Source organism: Streptomyces sp. NPDC040432 (genome assembly GCF_055595445.1).
The window spans coordinates 529,538-544,394 of record NZ_JBVIVP010000003.1 but is presented as its reverse complement, the minus strand read 5'-3'; the positions used below and the strand labels follow the sequence as shown (position 1 = coordinate 544,394).

The window sequence follows — 14,857 nt, the reverse complement described above, 5'->3', positions numbered from 1 at the left end:
CTCGGCCTCGTTCGAGCGCGCTCCCCCCGCGCTCCGCGCACCCGCCCTGCGGTCCCACGTGCTCCCGCCCACGGTGCACCGCGGGACCGGTCGCCCCGATGTCCGGAACTCGCCGCTCCGCGTGTCTTGACGATCATTTTGGGCACGCGATGGCTTGTCCATGCCATCCCGCTGCCTACGGTCCCCTGTACCGCACGCAGAAGGCACATCAGGGGGAAACATGTCCACGCAGGTCGCTCGACCCGCCGCACCCGCCCGTTCGGGCGTCGCCACCGCACTCGGTTGGCTCCTGACCATCGGGCTCAACGTGGTCGCGCCGATCATCACCTACAACATCCTGACCGGCAGCCGGGGTTGGGAGGAGTTCCCGGCCCTGCTGCTGAGCGGGGTGTGGCCCGTCCTCGACACCGTGATCCACGTGGCCTGGCGCCGCAAGGTCGACGAGTTCGCCGTGGTCACCATGGTGTTCCTGGTCATCACCGCCGTGGTGGGGCTCGTAGGGGACCACTCGGCCCGGACCCTGCTGGTCAAGGACTCCGTCGTGACGGGGCTGTTCGGCGTGCTCTGCCTGGCCACCCTGCTCGCCAAGCGCCCGCTGATGTTCTACTTCGGCCGCAAGTTCGCCACCGACGGCACCGCCGAGAGCACCGCCTGGTGGAACGGCCTGTGGCAGTACGAGGGTTTCCGCACCACGATGCGCCGCATGACCCTGGTCTGGGGCGTGGCCTACGTGATCGAGGCGCTGGTGCGCGTCGTCCTGTCGTACAGCCTGAGCACCGGGACCATGGTGGTCGTCAGTCCGATCATGGTCTACGCCGTCCTGGCCGCCCTCGGCGTCTGGACGGCCCTCTACGGCAAGCGCTCCCAGGCCGAGGGCGAGCGCCGCGAGGCCGAGGAGAAGGCCAGGGCCGCGCGCGAGGGCCTGGACGAGCCGGCCGGGGCCGGGACCGGCGGCGCGCCCGCGTAGGGCGGGTGGAGGACGACCGGTGGCCCGGTGCGCGGATCGCGCACCGGGCCACCGGTCGTTTCAGGCCTCTTCGAAGAGGACCCGGGGTGCCACTAGCAGCCGAGCAGACGGCTGCCCAGGTAGCTCTGGATCTGGTCCAGGGAGACGCGCTCCTGCTTCATCGTGTCGCGCTCGCGCACGGTCACGGCGTTGTCGTCGAGGGTGTCGAAGTCGACGGTGACGCAGAACGGCGTACCGATCTCGTCCTGGCGACGGTAGCGGCGGCCGATGGCGCCCGCGTCGTCGAACTCGATGTTCCAGAACTTGCGCAGGTCGGCCGCGAGGCCCTTGGCCTTCGGCGACAGCTGGGCGTTGCGGGACAGCGGGAGCACGGCGACCTTGATCGGGGCCAGGCGCGGGTCGAAGCGCATCACGGTGCGCTTCTCCATGACGCCCTTGGCGTTCGGGGCCTCGTCCTCGTTGAACGCGTCGAGCATGAAGGCGAGCATGGCGCGGTTGACACCGGCCGCCGGCTCGATGACGTACGGGGTGTACTTCTCCTTCGTCTCCTGGTCGAAGTAGACGAGGTCCTGGCCCGAGGCGGCCGAGTGCGCCTTGAGGTCGAAGTCGGTGCGGTTGGCGACGCCTTCGAGCTCGGAGAACTCGTTGCCACCGAAGTTGAAGCGGTACTCGATGTCGGCGGTGCGCTTCGAGTAGTGGGAGAGCTTCTCCTTCGGGTGGTCGTACCAGCGGATGTTCTCCTCGCGGATGCCGAGGTCGCGGTACCAGTTCCACCGCTCCTGCATCCAGTACTCCTGCCACTGCTCGTCCTCGCCCGGCTTGACGAAGAACTCCATCTCCATCTGCTCGAACTCGCGCGTGCGGAAGATGAAGTTGCCCGGCGTGATCTCGTTGCGGAAGGACTTGCCCATCTGCGCGATGCCGAAGGGGGGCTTCTTGCGCGAAGTGGTCTGCACCTGGGCGAAGTTGGTGAAGATGCCCTGGGCGGTCTCGGGCCGCAGGTACGCCTTCGAGCCGGTGTCCTGGGTCGGGCCGAGGTGGGTCTCCAGCATGCCGGAGAACTGCTTGGGCTCGGTGAACTGGCCCTTCACGCCGCAGTTGGGGCAGTTGATGTCGGCAAGACCATTGGCGGGCACACGGCCGTGCTTGGCCTCGTACGCCTCTTCAAGGTGGTCCGCGCGGTGACGCTTGTGACAGGAGGTGCACTCGGTCAGCGGGTCCGAGAAGGTGCCGACGTGGCCGGAGGCCACCCAGACCTCGGGGGCCAGGATCACGGAGGAGTCGATACCGACGATGTCCTCACGTCCGGTGACCATGGCCTTCCACCACTGGCGCTTGATGTTCTCCTTGAGCTCGACACCGAGCGGGCCGTAGTCCCAGGCAGCCCTGGAGCCGCCGTAGATCTCACTGCACGGGAAAACGAAGCCACGGCGCTTGCTCAGGCTGACGATGGTTTCGATCTTGTCGGCGGCCACGGTGCTCTCTTCATTACGAGGACGAACGGCGAAGGCTTCAGGTTACCGGCGCCCACACCCCCCTCTTCAAATCGGGATGCCCTTCTACGCATACCGCCCGGGCCCCCCACCTGGGTTTTTGACAATCGTTTCCATCTTTGATGAAAATGGATGTCATGAACGTACGACGCCTCATACCCAGCGCCGCCCTCGCCGGTGCCGTCGCCCTCGCGGCCACGGCCCTCACCGCGTGCTCCGGAGCCACCGACGCGGCCGGGAACAAGGACGGCAAGGTCAGTGTGCTGGCGTCGTTCTACCCCATGCAGTTCATAGCCGAGGAGGTCGGCGGGGAGCACGTGAAGGTCGAGACCCTCACGAAGCCGGGCGTCGAACCGCACGACCTGGAGATCACACCGAAGCAGACCGCGCAGCTGGCCGAGGCCGACGTGGTGCTCTACCTCCGCACCCTCCAGCCCGCCGTCGACAAGGCGGTCGGCCAGGCCGTCGCCCACTCCGGCCTGGAGCACGCCGTCGACGCGACCGCCCTCACCAAGCTGGAGTCCCACGCCGAGGCGGGCCACGGCGAGGAGGGCCACCGGCACACCGACGGCGACGAGCACGCCGGCGGCCACTCCGAGGGCGACGGCCACGACCACGGCGAGGCCGGCGAGGACCCGCACGTCTGGCTCGACCCCACCAAGTACGCGGAGATAGCCACCGGTTTCGGTGCCGCCCTGGAGAAGGCCGACCCCGGCCACGCCGCGGACTACCGGAAGAACACCTCCGAACTGGTCGGCAAACTGCAGGCCCTGGACACCGAGTTCGAGGACGGCCTGAGGAACACGGCCACCAGGACGTTCATCACCACGCACTCCGCCTTCGGTTACCTCGCCGAGCGCTACGGGCTCGACCAGGAAGGCATCTCCGGCGTCGACCCCGAGGCCGAGCCCAGCCCGGCCCGCATGAAGGACCTGCAGGCCCTGGCCAAGAAGGACAACGTCACCACGGTGTTCTTCGAGGCGCTGGCCAGCGACAAGACCGCCAAGACCCTCGCCAAGGACACGGGCCTGACCACGGACGTCCTGGACCCGCTGGAGGGCGTCACCGACAAGTCCCAGGGCAAGGACTACTTCGAGGTCATGCGGTCCAACCTGAAGAACCTCCAGAAGGCACTCGGAGCCAAGTAATGACACCAGCAGTCACGGAGGTGCGAGCCATGCAGTCCACGCCCCGCACGGCAGAGGACCAGCCCGTCATATCCCTGCGCGGGGCCACGGCCTCGCTCGGCTCGCGCCCCGTGCTGCGCGGCGTCGACCTCACCGTCCACCGCGGCGAGGTCGTCGCGCTCCTCGGCGCCAACGGTTCCGGCAAGTCCACGGCCGTGCGCGCCGTGGTCGGCCAGGTCCCGCTGACCGACGGAACGCTGTCCCTCTTCGGCACCGACTTCCAGCGCTTCCGACAGTGGTCGCGGATCGGCTACGTGCCGCAGCGCACCACCGCCGCCAGCGGCGTCCCGGCCACCGTCCGCGAGGTCGTCTCCTCCGGTCGGCTGGCCCGCTCCCGTTTCGGGATCCTGCGCCGGGCCGACAAGGACGCCGTGACCCGCGCCCTGGCCCTCGTCGACATGGAGACGTACGGGGACGCCTCGGTGAACGCCCTCTCCGGCGGGCAGCACCAGCGCGTCCTCATCGCCCGGGCCCTCGCCGTCGAGCCCGAACTGCTGATCATGGACGAGCCGATGGCGGGCGTCGACCTCGCCAACCAGGAGGTCCTCGCGAACGCCCTGCGCGAGCAGGTCTCCGCCGGTTCGACCGTCCTGCTGGTCCTGCACGAGCTGGGGCCGCTGGAGCCGCTGATCGACCGGGCCGTCGTCCTGCGCGACGGCTGCGTCGTCCACGACGGGCCGCCCCCGGAGGCCGTCGGCCAGCACGCGCTGCCCGGCCACGACCACGTACACCCCCACGCGGCGCACGACGCCGAGCCCCTGCGGACGGGACTGCTGAGCTGATGGACCTCCTGAACTACGCCTTCATGCAGCGGGCGCTGCTCGCGGCCGTACTGGTGGGCCTGACGGCGCCCGCGATCGGCACGTACCTCGTCCAGCGCCGGCAGGCCGTCATGGGCGACGGCATCGGGCACGTGGCGATGACCGGCGTCGCGCTCGGGTTCCTGCTCAACACCAACCCGGTGTGGATGGCCAGCATCGTCGCCGTCGTCGGCGCGGTCGGCATGGAGCTGATCCGCTCCCGCGGCAGGACCAGCGGAGACATCGCGCTCGCCATGCTGTTCTACGGCGGCCTGGCCGGCGGCGTCATGATCATCAACATGGCCGGTGGGTCCACCGCCAGCCTGAGCAGCTACCTCTTCGGCGGCATCACCTCCGTCGCGCCGGAGGACGTCACGGCCGCGGCGGTGCTCGCGGTGTTCGTCCTCGCCGTCACCGTCGGCCTGCGCCGCCAGTTGTTCGCGATCAGCCAGGACGAGGAGTTCGCGCGGGTCACCGGCCTGCCGGTGCGCGCGCTGAACCTCCTGATGGCCGTCACCGCCGCCCTGACCGTCACCGTCGCGATGCGGATCGTGGGCCTGCTGCTGGTCAGCGCCATGATGGTGATCCCCGTCGCCGCCGCGCAGCGGGTCACCCGCGGGTTCACCGCGACCCTGTCGCTGGCCATGGCGATCGGCGTGCTGGTCTCCCTGACGGGCGTGACCACGACGTACTACCTCGACGCCCCCTCCGGCGCGGCGATCGTGCTGCTCGCCATCGCCGTGTTCGTCGTCATGACGGCGGTTTCGGCGCCGCTGGCCAGGCGCCGGGCGAAGGCGGCCCGGGCGGCCTCGGAAGAGGTCTGCACGCGCGACGACGTGAAGGTCTAGGCGGCGGCGTCGAAGTCCCGTCGTCGCCCGCGAGGCGGACGGGGGTGTGCCGACAGGGCCCGAGGGCGTCCCTGCCGGATCCCGTCGGTCGGTCGGCGCGGACCCGGCAGGATCGCGCAGTGGCGGCTTGGCGCCGGCGGTCGCCTGGCACAATGGCGGCAGGCCGAGACGAGGAGGAACCGGTGGCGACTGCGCCTGGCGGGACGAATGCCGCGCCAGTACGAGGACGGTCCACCCGGCAGCGGGCGGCCGTCGCGGCGGCGCTGGACGAGGTGGACGAGTTCCGCAGTGCCCAGGAGCTGCACGACATGCTCAAGCACCGCGGTGACTCCGTGGGCCTGACCACCGTCTACCGCACGCTCCAGTCCCTCGCCGACGCCGGTGAGGTCGACGTCCTGCGGACCAGTGACGGGGAGTCCGTGTACCGGCGGTGTTCCACCGGCGACCACCATCACCACCTGGTCTGCCGTAAGTGCGGCAAGGCCGTCGAGGTGGAGGGGCCGGCCGTGGAGAAGTGGGCCGAGTCCATCGCCGCCGAACACGGTTACGTCAACGTGGCCCACACCGTCGAGATCTTCGGTACCTGCGCGGACTGCGCGGCCGCCGGCTGATCCGTCAGGAACCGGCGCCCCGGCCGGCCCGTCCGCCGCGGCCGACGCGCCCGACCCGGGTCAGGTTCCGGTCGAAGATCGATCGGATCCGGTCGATGTCCTGCGGGCTCGTCGCAGCCCGTTTGGGCAGCCATCCCACGTCCCCCGTCGTGAAGGCCACGACGAACAGGTGTCGGGTCTCGCTCCAGCCGCTGTACTGCGCCCACCCGTAGCGGACCGCCGACCCGTCGGGCCGGTGGTTCGTCATCCCCGACTCCGAGAGCACGCAGTGGTACTCCGGGTACTCCGCCGCCCACGCGTACCAGCGGCGGCAGCGCAGCGCCAGGTCGGTCAGGCACCACACCAGGCCCATGGCCAGGCCCGCCGCGACCGCGACGGCAGGCTGCGGCACCCGGCCCCCGTTGGTGAGCCAGGCGAGCGCCACGACGAGCACGGGCACCGAGAGCAGCCTCGACGGCAGTCCCCGGCGGTCCTGGGGACGCTCGCGCAGGCACCAGCGCTGCACCTGCCGCACGTCGGAGCGCGCCGTGCCGTGGTACGGCCCCACCGCCCTGCCGATCAGGTCCATGACGGCAGGGCGTACCGGTGGGATCAGCCGGTCGGGCCCTCGGCCTGGTTCGGGACGGCGCCGCCGAACCGGCGGTCGCGCTGGGCGTACTCCAGGCACGCCGCCCACAGGTTGCGGCGGTCGAAGTCCGGCCACAGCACGTCCTGGAACACCATCTCGGCGTACGCGCTCTGCCAGAGCAGGTAGTTCGAGGTGCGCTGCTCGCCGCTGGGGCGCAGGAAGAGGTCCACGTCCGGCATGTCCGGGTAGTACATGTATTTGGCGAAGGTCTTCTCGTTGACCTTCGACGGGTCCAGCCGGCCCGACGCGACGTCGCGGGCGATGGCCTGCGCGGCGTCGGCGATCTCGGCGCGGCCGCCGTAGTTGACGCAGAAGTACAGGGTCATCGCGTCGTTGTCGACGGTCTGCTCCTGGGCGACCTGAAGCTCTTGGACGACCGACTTCCACATCTTCGGCATGCGGCCGACCCAGCGGATGCGGATGCCGAGCTCGTTCATCTCGTCGCGGCGGCGGCGGATCACGTCTCGGTTGAAGTTCATGAGGAAGCGGACCTCGTCGGGCGAGCGCTTCCAGTTCTCCGTCGAGAAGGCGTACAGGGACAGGTTCTTGACGCCCATCTCCAGACAGCCCTTGAGGACGTCGAGGACGACGCCCTCGCCGACCTTGTGGCCCTCGGTGCGCGGGAGCCCGCGCTCCTTGGCCCAGCGGCCGTTGCCGTCCATCACGATGGCGACGTGGTTCGGGACCAGCTCGCCGGGGATCTTCGGGGGGCGCGCACCGGACGGGTGCGGCTCGGGAACCTTGTACTCGCGGCGAGAGCGCCCCAGAATCCCGCGTCGTGCCATGTGCCCAGCTCCTATTTCTCGACGTATCGCAGGGAGCGTAGCCCGCGCTCCAGATGCCAGTGCAAATAGGCCGAGACCAGCCCGCTGCCCTCCCGCACGTGACGCGCCTCGCAGGCGTCCGCGTGGCCCCAGTCGCCCGTCAGCAGTGCGCTGAGCAGAGCGATGGCCTCCGACGAGGGTACGACGGAGCCGGGAACGCGGCAGTCGCCGCATATCACCCCGCCCGCGGCGACGGAGAAGTGCCGGTTGGGGCCGTGGATGCCGCACTTCGCGCAGTCGTCGAAGCTGGGCGCGTAGCCGTTGACGGCGAGGGAGCGGAGCAGGAAGGCGTCGAGGATCAGGTGGGGTTCGTGTTCGCCGCGGGAGAGGGTGCGCAGGGCTCCGACGAGCAGCAGGTACTGCTGCACGGCGGGCTCGCCCTCGTTCTCGGCGAAGCGTTCGGCCGTTTCCAACATCGCGGTGCCGGCGGTGTAGCGGGCGTAGTCGGTGACGATGCCGTTGCCGTAGGGGGCGATGATCTCGGTCTGGGTGCACAGCGGCAGGCTGCGGCCGATCAGGTCGGCGCCGCGGGCGAAGAACTGGACGTCGGCGTGGGAGAAAGGTTCCAGCCGGGCGCCGAACTTGGACTTGGTGCGTCGTACGCCGCGGGCGACGGCGCGGACGCGGCCGTGGCCGCGGGTGAGCAGCGTGATGATGCGGTCCGCCTCACCCAGCTTCTGGGTGCGCAGCACGATGCCGTCGTCGCGGAACAGACTCATGCGCCCATTGTCCCCTGCGCGGGAACCCGTACGGGAACGCCTGCGCGGACGGCGCGGACCCCTCGTCCGGACCTGGGGTCCGGGCGAGGGGTCGACACCCCTTGGGAGGATCAGCCGGCGGGGGTTCCCGCCTCGTCGGCCCGTTCGCCGCTCGCCGGGGCCTGCGCGGCGGACGCGGGGGCCTGCTCGGTGCCCGGCGGGGTCTTCTCGGTGGCCACTGCGGCCTTCTTGGTGGTCACCGCCGCCTTCTCGGCGCCCGCCGGGGCCGCCGCCGCCTGGACGGGGAGCCCGACCGGGGCGAGCGGGGCCGGGGCCTTGTCCTTGGCCAGACCGTTGAAGATCAGGTTGAGGACGATGGCGGCCGTGGCGCCGAGGGTGACGCCGCTGTTGAGGAGCGAGGACAGGTCCGGGTCCATGTGCTTGGTGAAGAAGACCGGGACGGTCGCGGGCAGCAGGGCGAAGGCGAGGGAGACGCCCACGATGAGGGCGTTCTTCTCCTCCTTGAGGTCGACCTTGCCGAGCGTCTGGATGCCGGCGAGGGCGACCATGCCGAACATCACGGTCGCGGCGCCGCCCAGGACTCCGTGCGGGACGGCGGCGACGATGGCCGCGGCCTTGGGCAGCAGACCCAGGATGATCATGAAGACGCCGGCGGCGACCACCACGAACCGGCTCTTGACCTTCGTCATCCGCACGAGTCCGACGTTCTCGGCGAAGGCCACGTAGGGGAAGGAGTTGAGGACGCCGCCCAGCGCGGTCGCGGCGCCGTCGGCGCGCAGGGCGCGGGCCACGGTCTCGCTGTCGATGTCCTTCTCGACGATCTCGCCGACGGCGTAGGTGTCACCGGTCGTCTCGACCATGGTGATCAGCATGACGATGAGCATCAGGACGATCGGGAACCACTCGAACTTCGGGGCGCCGAAGTGGAAGGGGGTGGTGACGCCGATCCAGCCCGCGTCGCCCACGTCGCCGAACTTCGCGTCGCCGAGGAGGAAGGCGACGGCGGTGCCGCCGACCAGGCCGAGGAGGATGGAGATGCTGGAGAGGAACGGCTTGCCGATCTTCATCAGGATGAGGATGAAGAGCATCGTGCCGCCGGCGTAGGCGAAGTTCTTGGGGTCACCGAAGTCGGGACTGCCGAGGCCGCCGGCCGCGTCGTTGAGGCCGACGGGGATCAGGACGATGCCGAGCACGGTGATGACGGTGCCGGTGACGACCGGCGGGAACAGCCTCATGACCGTGCGGAACGCCTTGGCGGGCAGCCAGGCGAAGGCGAAGGTCGCGATGCCCGCGGTGATCACCGCGCCGTAGATGACCAGCAGGGCGGCGGTCCCGCCGCCCGCGCCGAGGCCGATGGCGATCATCGGGGAGACGGCCGTGAAGGTGACGCCCTGGATCAGCGGGAGGCGCGCGCCGACCCGACCGATGCCCCAGGCCTGGATGATCGAGGCGATGCCGCAGGTGAACAGGTCGGCGTTGATCAGGTAGACGAGCTGCTCAGGGCTCAGCTTCAGCGCGTTGCCGACGATGATCGGGACGATCACCGCGCCGGCGTAGAAGGCGAGCACGTGCTGGAAGCCGTACAGCGCGAGCTTGGGGAGGGGGAGCACCTCGTCGACCGGGTGCGTGCTCTGCTCTCCGTTGGTGGAAAGCCGGGCGGCGACACGTGCCATCTCTGCCTTGCCCTTCAATGAGGTAGGTGACGAGAGGAGTCTGGTTGCCCCGGTCGGAGTGGGTCGCTAACCCGTTGATCCGCCGGAGGGCGATGGTGGGAACACGTGGATCGAAGCCCCGCTGTGTTTCCGGCGGCGTCTCGTCGTGTGACCGGAATTGAACGCCTGTGGGAGGGCTCACAGATATCGTCGACTTCTACAAACTGTGGAAGTTCAGGGACGCGCGATCTGGATGTTCCCCCAATGGCGCGGACCTCTCGGCGGGCGTATGTCCGGAGGCCGTCGAAGCGCTCGTTCCGAACGCCGGCCTCTCTCACGGCCATGCCCCCGGACCTGCGGGGACATGGTTCCCGGGGCCGCTTCGCGGGCCCGTCGGGACGCCCGGTTCCGACCGTCCGAGGGGTGGACGGTCGGGGGTGGAGGCAGAGCCTCCACCCCTCTGCACGGACGGCGCGGGAGGCCGGTTCACGTCACGCGAGGCCGGATCGTTACCCTCTGCGGTCACGTTTCGGACGTTCGCCCCGCGCTCCGGAGTCGCCCGGACACGCGGCCGGGCCCGGCGGGGATCCCGCCGGGCCCGGAGCCTCGTACGCCTCGCGCCCCGCTCGGGAGCGGCCGGTGGGTGCGCTACGGGGCGCGGACCGCGGACAGCAGCCGCGCCACCTCGTCCGTGTCCATGCGCAGGGCCGCGCCGACGGTGGCCAGCACCTCCCGCTCGGCGGGGATGTACGGCCCGTCCGCGAGCGCGATCCGGGCGCCCTGGAGCAGGATCGACTCCCGGCCGGGACCGGCCAGGTGGGGCGCGAGGGGCTCCAGCGCCTCGTGGAGCTCTATCGACAGCGCGGCCCCGCAGCACTCGGGCCCGTCGTACAGCCCCAGCCGGCCCTCGTCGGTGGCCAGGGCCTCCACCAGGGACTCCAGTTGCTCCTCGGTGCAGTCCTGGAACCCGGCGGCCCGTACGGCCGACACGGCGGCCTCCAGGGCGCTGCGGGAGGTGGTGCCGCCCGCGGCGAGGACCGCCAGCGTGACGGTGTGCACGGCGTCCCGGAGCAGGGCGGAGAAGCGCGTGGTGGTCAGGTGGTCGAGCACGTCGGTGTCGTAGCGCTCCCGACAGCCGTGGCATTCGACGACGGGCCCGGCCTGGCCCCGCGGCACCAGTGGGACGCCGAGCACGGTGAACCGGCGCCGCCCGGTGCGCCGACGGTAATTGCGGTCACCGCCGCAGCCGGGGCAGAAGAACTCCCCGTCGCCCACGGTGCTCCAGGTGGTACGGATGCCCCAGGCCGTCAGCTTCCGGCCGTCCCCACCCCGAACTGGCAGCACGTCGCACCTCCGTAACCTTCCGGCAACATCGCCGGGTTGGCGTGATGTTAGCCACATCGGTGAGGATGCGTCAGCCGTGTGACAGGACAACCTCGCTCAGGGGGGCGTACTTGGCCGGTCTGCGCCCCTCCCCGTGCCGGTCCCGGCGGGGCGCCCGTCCCGCCGGTGAACGGTGGCCGGGCGGGACGTCGGGCCCCCAAAACGCCGGAGCCCCCGCCCTGCCCGCACGGGGGAAGGGAGGGGGCTCCGGCGGGTGGGTCAGCGGCCCGCGCGGTTGACGGCGGAGATGACCGCCTTCAGGGAGGCGCGGGTGGTGTTGGCGTCGATGCCGATGCCCCACAGCACGCGGCCGTCGATGACGCACTCGATGTACGAGGCGGCCACGGCGGAGGCGCCCTCGCTCATCGTGTGCTCGGTGTAGTCCAGCAGGCGGGCGTCGATCCCGATGCCGGCCAGTGCGTCGAAGAAGGCCGAGATCGGACCGTTGCCCGTGCCGCTCAGCACGGCCTCGACGCCGTCCACGACGGCCTCGACGGTCAGCGTGTCAGTGCCGTCCTTGTCGGTGGCGGTGGAGCCGGAGCGCAGCTGGATGCGACCCCAGGGGTTCTCGGGGTTGGGCAGGTACTCGTCCGAGAAGACGTCCCAGATGGCCTTCGGCGTGACTTCGCCGCCCTCGGCGTCGGTCTTGTTCTGGATGATCCGGGAGAACTCGATCTGCATGCGGCGCGGCAGGTCCAGCTTGTGGTCGTTCTTCAGGACGTAGGCGATGCCGCCCTTGCCGGACTGCGAGTTGACCCGGATGACGGCCTCGTAGGAACGGCCGACGTCCTTGGGGTCGATCGGCAGGTACGGGACGGCCCACTCCAGGTCGTCGACCGTCTTGCCGGCGGCCGCCGCGTCGGCCTCCATGGCGTCGAAGCCCTTCTTGATGGCGTCCTGGTGGGAGCCGGAGAAGGCCGTGTAGACCAGATCGCCCGCGTAGGGGTGGCGCGGGTGGACTTCCATCTGGTTGCAGTACTCGCTCGTGCGACGGATCTCGTCGATCTGCGAGAAGTCGATCTGCGGGTCGATGCCCTGCGAGAACAGGTTCATGCCCAGCGTGATCAGGTCGACGTTGCCGGTGCGCTCGCCCTGTCCGAACAGGCAGCCCTCGACGCGGTCGGCGCCGGCCATCAGGGCCAGCTCGGCGGCGGCGACGGCGGTGCCGCGGTCGTTGTGCGGGTGCACGGAGATGCAGATGTGCTCGCGGCGGGTCAGGTTGCGGGCCATCCACTCGAAGCGGTCCGCGTGCGTGGAAGGCGTCGAACGCTCCACGGTGGCGGGCAGGTTCAGGATGATCTCGCGGCCCTCGGCCGGCTGCCAGACGTCGCAGACGGCCTCGCAGACCTCCAGGGCGAAGTCCAGCTCGGTGTCGGTGAAGATCTCCGGGCTGTACTGGTAGCCGAAGGTCGTCTCGGGGCCCAGCAGCTTCTCGGCGTACTCCATGACCAGGCGGGTGCCGTCGACGGCGATCTGCTTGATCTGTTCCTTGGAGCCGCGGAAGACGACCCGGCGGAAGGTCGGGGCGGTCGCGTTGTACAGGTGGACGGTGGCGCGCTTGGCGCCGACCAGGGACTCCACGGTCCGCTCGATCAGGTCCTCGCGGGCCTGGGTCAGTACGGAGATGGTGACGTCGTCCGGGATCGCGCCCTCTTCGATGATCGAGCGCACGAAGGCGAAGTCGGTCTCGCCGGAGGAGGGGAACCCGACCTCGATCTCCTTGTAGCCCATGCGCACCAGCAGGTCGAACATCTCGCGCTTGCGGGCGGGGGTCATCGGGTCGATCAGCGACTGGTTGCCGTCGCGCAGGTCGGTGGACAGCCAGCGCGGAGCCTTGGTGACGCGGGCGTTCGGCCACGTGCGGTCGGCGATCTCGACCTGCTCGTAGAAGCCGTACTTGTGGATCGGCATGCCGGAGGGCTTCTGGGTGTGGGTCGCGTTCGTGATGGGCGTGGGGCGACCGACAAAAGGCTGCTGGCTCATGGCGTTGGGCTCCTCGCGTGTCCGCGTGTAGTTCGCTGGGACGGCCGGCGGCGGTCGTAAAAACCGCAACACCAAACTCCGCGGGGAGGGGGCCGGCCTACGACTACAGACCCTCGCCGCGGCAGCTAAGGAGAAGCAGCCCGAAACGCATGATGGACCGAGCCTATCCGAGCCGCGCCGTATCGCGAGGACCTGTTCAGTATGCAAGACCCTTGGGTCCGATTTGTACCCTTAGTGAGGTATTTCTCTTTCTCGGAGGGGTCCGTCGTCCGATGTCCGGTCGATCCGTCAACGCGGCGCGACCGCTTTCAGACAAGAGAATGAATCATGGTTGCAGGTAGTGACAGCAGCGTCACACGCTGCCACATTGCCGGTCATGGACGCCCCCCTTTCCCCAGGCCACACCCACCGCCACCCCGTCTTCTGCACCGTCGTGCCCCCGCACCTGCTCGACAAGGCCGCCCGCTCGGCCGACTCCGGCAGGGCCGACGCCGCGCAGCGCACCCTGGAACAGGACGCCTTCCTGCGCACCCGGCGGCGCATCAGCACCGTCCGCGGCATCGTGCCGGCGGCTGCCGTGCCCGGCTCCGACACCCCGCTGCGGACCGTGTACGACGCCCAGCACCGCACCCGCCTGCCCGGGACGAAGGTCCGCGGCGAGGGCGACGAGCCGGGCCGCGACGCCACCGTCAACCGTGCCTACGCGGGCCTCGGCGCGACCTTCGAACTGTTCCTCCAGGGCTTCGGCCGCCGCTCCATCGACGACTCCGGGCTGCCGCTCGACGCGACCGTGCACTACGGCGAGGACTACAACAACGCCTTCTGGGACGGCCGGCAGATGGTCTTCGGCGACGGGGACGGCGACCTGTTCCTCGACTTCACCGTCGCCGTGGACGTCATCGGGCACGAATTGGCGCACGGCGTCACCCAGTACACGGCGAACCTCGACTACCACGGCCAGTCGGGCGCGCTGAACGAGTCCATGTCGGACGTCTTCGGCTCCCTGATCAAGCAGTACTCCCTCGGCCAGAACGCCGAGGAGGCCGACTGGCTGATCGGCGCCGGCCTCCTCGGCCCCAACGTCACCGGCGTCGCGCTGCGCTCGATGCGGGCACCGGGCACCGCCTACGACGACGACGAGCTCGGCAAGGACCCCCAGCCGGCGACCATGGACGACTACGTGGTCACCTCGCGCGACAACGGGGGCGTCCACATCAACTCCGGCATCCCCAACCACGCCTTCTTCATCACCGCGACCGAACTCGGCGGCCGCGCCTGGGAGCGGGCCGGACAGCTCTGGTACGACACCCTGACCGGCGGCGAGCTGGCGGAGCGGGCCACCTTCGCCGACTTCGCCCGGCTGTCGGTGGCGGCCGCGGTCACCCGCTTCGGGGACGGCGGGGCCGAACACCGGGCCGTGCAGAAGGCCTGGGCGACGGTGGGCGTCCCGGCGGCGGGGTAGGACGCTCCTCATGCGCATCCAGGTGATCAGGACGGGCGGCTTCGCGGGCATCGAGCGCCGGGCCGAGGTGGACACCTCGGGCCGGTCCGACGAGGACGAGTGGCGGGCGCTGGCCCTGCTCGCCCTGCGGCCGGACCCGGCGGGGCCGCAGGACGTGAGCGGGGTCCGGGACGGGTTCTCGTACCGGATCACGGTGGACGGGCGGACGGTGTCCTGCCGGGACCCCCACCTGTCCGAGGCGCAGCGGAACCTGATCTCGCGCGTGCTGAAGGAGGGCGCCTGAAACCCGGGTGCCCGGCC

The 14,857-nt window shown here is 70.2% G+C and carries 14 protein-coding genes; 7 read left to right on the top strand and 7 right to left on the bottom strand.

Annotated elements, in window-relative coordinates:
• The first annotated feature begins 220 nt into the window (after nucleotides 1–220).
• Nucleotides 221–967, top strand: coding sequence for a VC0807 family protein (locus ACZ58N_RS09555; RefSeq protein ID WP_471157344.1), 747 nt, complete (start codon nucleotides 221–223; stop codon nucleotides 965–967).
• A gap of 92 nt (nucleotides 968–1,059) precedes the next feature.
• Here ACZ58N_RS09555 and ACZ58N_RS09550 read toward each other — a convergent pair whose 3' ends face one another.
• The gene (locus ACZ58N_RS09550; protein WP_319194172.1) at nucleotides 1,060–2,442 is read right to left on the bottom strand and encodes a glycine--tRNA ligase; all 1,383 of its coding nucleotides are present in this window, start codon (nucleotides 2,440–2,442) and stop codon (nucleotides 1,060–1,062) included.
• A gap of 155 nt (nucleotides 2,443–2,597) precedes the next feature.
• On the opposite strand from ACZ58N_RS09550, the gene ACZ58N_RS09545 reads away from it, so the two are divergent.
• From ACZ58N_RS09545 to ACZ58N_RS09530, 4 genes are all read left to right on the top strand, one after another.
• On the top strand, nucleotides 2,598–3,608 hold the full coding sequence (locus ACZ58N_RS09545) for a metal ABC transporter substrate-binding protein (protein ID WP_471157342.1): 1,011 nt from the start codon (nucleotides 2,598–2,600) through the stop codon (nucleotides 3,606–3,608).
• 29 nt (nucleotides 3,609–3,637) lie between these two features.
• Entirely contained in the window at nucleotides 3,638–4,429 is a 792-nt protein-coding gene (locus ACZ58N_RS09540) for a metal ABC transporter ATP-binding protein (RefSeq protein WP_471157340.1), read from the top strand.
• Entirely contained in the window at nucleotides 4,429–5,295 is an 867-nt protein-coding gene (locus ACZ58N_RS09535; protein ID WP_471157339.1) for a metal ABC transporter permease, read from the top strand. Before ACZ58N_RS09540 ends, ACZ58N_RS09535 begins: the two co-directional genes overlap by 1 nt.
• 182 nt (nucleotides 5,296–5,477) lie before the next feature.
• Nucleotides 5,478–5,906: a Fur family transcriptional regulator gene (locus tag ACZ58N_RS09530; protein WP_471157338.1), complete on the top strand. Its 429-nt coding sequence runs from the start codon at nucleotides 5,478–5,480 to the stop codon at nucleotides 5,904–5,906.
• Nucleotides 5,907–5,910: 4 nt separating this feature from the next.
• On the opposite strand, the gene ACZ58N_RS09525 is transcribed toward ACZ58N_RS09530, so the two are convergent.
• The 6 genes from ACZ58N_RS09525 to leuA all read right to left on the bottom strand — a co-directional run bounded on the left by ACZ58N_RS09525 (nucleotide 5,911) and on the right by leuA (nucleotide 13,095).
• Nucleotides 5,911–6,474, bottom strand: a complete 564-nt coding sequence (locus ACZ58N_RS09525; RefSeq protein ID WP_471157337.1) for a YcxB family protein — start codon at nucleotides 6,472–6,474, stop codon at nucleotides 5,911–5,913.
• Between the two features lie 23 nt (nucleotides 6,475–6,497).
• Nucleotides 6,498–7,319, bottom strand: coding sequence for an isoprenyl transferase (locus ACZ58N_RS09520; protein WP_389705260.1), 822 nt, complete (start codon nucleotides 7,317–7,319; stop codon nucleotides 6,498–6,500).
• A gap of 11 nt (nucleotides 7,320–7,330) precedes the next feature.
• Entirely contained in the window at nucleotides 7,331–8,077 is a 747-nt protein-coding gene (gene recO / locus ACZ58N_RS09515; protein ID WP_471157336.1) for a DNA repair protein RecO, read from the bottom strand.
• 110 nt (nucleotides 8,078–8,187) lie between these two features.
• Entirely contained in the window at nucleotides 8,188–9,750 is a 1,563-nt protein-coding gene (locus ACZ58N_RS09510) for a nucleobase:cation symporter-2 family protein (RefSeq protein ID WP_471157334.1), read from the bottom strand.
• A 627-nt stretch (nucleotides 9,751–10,377) separates the two neighbouring features.
• A complete protein-coding gene (locus tag ACZ58N_RS09505; RefSeq protein WP_471157332.1) occupies nucleotides 10,378–11,073 on the bottom strand; it encodes a TerB family tellurite resistance protein in 696 nt (231 codons plus the stop codon).
• Nucleotides 11,074–11,331: 258 nt separating this feature from the next.
• On the bottom strand, nucleotides 11,332–13,095 hold the full coding sequence (leuA, locus tag ACZ58N_RS09500) for a 2-isopropylmalate synthase (protein WP_471157330.1): 1,764 nt from the start codon (nucleotides 13,093–13,095) through the stop codon (nucleotides 11,332–11,334).
• A gap of 376 nt (nucleotides 13,096–13,471) precedes the next feature.
• On the opposite strand from leuA, the gene ACZ58N_RS09495 reads away from it, so the two are divergent.
• Nucleotides 13,472–14,557: a M4 family metallopeptidase gene (locus tag ACZ58N_RS09495; protein ID WP_471157329.1), complete on the top strand. Its 1,086-nt coding sequence runs from the start codon at nucleotides 13,472–13,474 to the stop codon at nucleotides 14,555–14,557.
• A 10-nt stretch (nucleotides 14,558–14,567) separates the two neighbouring features.
• Complete coding sequence (locus ACZ58N_RS09490) at nucleotides 14,568–14,840, top strand: protealysin inhibitor emfourin (protein WP_471157327.1); 273 nt, start codon at nucleotides 14,568–14,570, stop codon at nucleotides 14,838–14,840.
• The last annotated feature ends 17 nt before the right edge of the window (nucleotides 14,841–14,857 follow it).

Bases quoted from the DNA above. Each gene is read 5' to 3' on its own strand.
- ACZ58N_RS09535 (WP_471157339.1), top strand. From the start codon at position 4,429: ATGGACCTCCTGAACTACGCCTTCATGCAGCGGGCGCTGCTCGCGGCC.
- ACZ58N_RS09520 (WP_389705260.1), bottom strand. From the start codon at position 7,319: ATGGCACGACGCGGGATTCTGGGGCGCTCTCGCCGCGAGTACAAGGTT.
- ACZ58N_RS09545 (WP_471157342.1), top strand. From the start codon at position 2,598: ATGAACGTACGACGCCTCATACCCAGCGCCGCCCTCGCCGGTGCCGTC.
- leuA (WP_471157330.1), bottom strand. From the start codon at position 13,095: ATGAGCCAGCAGCCTTTTGTCGGTCGCCCCACGCCCATCACGAACGCG.
- ACZ58N_RS09495 (WP_471157329.1), top strand. From the start codon at position 13,472: ATGGACGCCCCCCTTTCCCCAGGCCACACCCACCGCCACCCCGTCTTC.
- ACZ58N_RS09540 (WP_471157340.1), top strand. From the start codon at position 3,638: ATGCAGTCCACGCCCCGCACGGCAGAGGACCAGCCCGTCATATCCCTG.
- ACZ58N_RS09510 (WP_471157334.1), bottom strand. From the start codon at position 9,750: ATGGCACGTGTCGCCGCCCGGCTTTCCACCAACGGAGAGCAGAGCACG.
- ACZ58N_RS09525 (WP_471157337.1), bottom strand. From the start codon at position 6,474: ATGGACCTGATCGGCAGGGCGGTGGGGCCGTACCACGGCACGGCGCGC.
- ACZ58N_RS09490 (WP_471157327.1), top strand. From the start codon at position 14,568: ATGCGCATCCAGGTGATCAGGACGGGCGGCTTCGCGGGCATCGAGCGC.
- recO (WP_471157336.1), bottom strand. From the start codon at position 8,077: ATGAGTCTGTTCCGCGACGACGGCATCGTGCTGCGCACCCAGAAGCTG.
- ACZ58N_RS09555 (WP_471157344.1), top strand. From the start codon at position 221: ATGTCCACGCAGGTCGCTCGACCCGCCGCACCCGCCCGTTCGGGCGTC.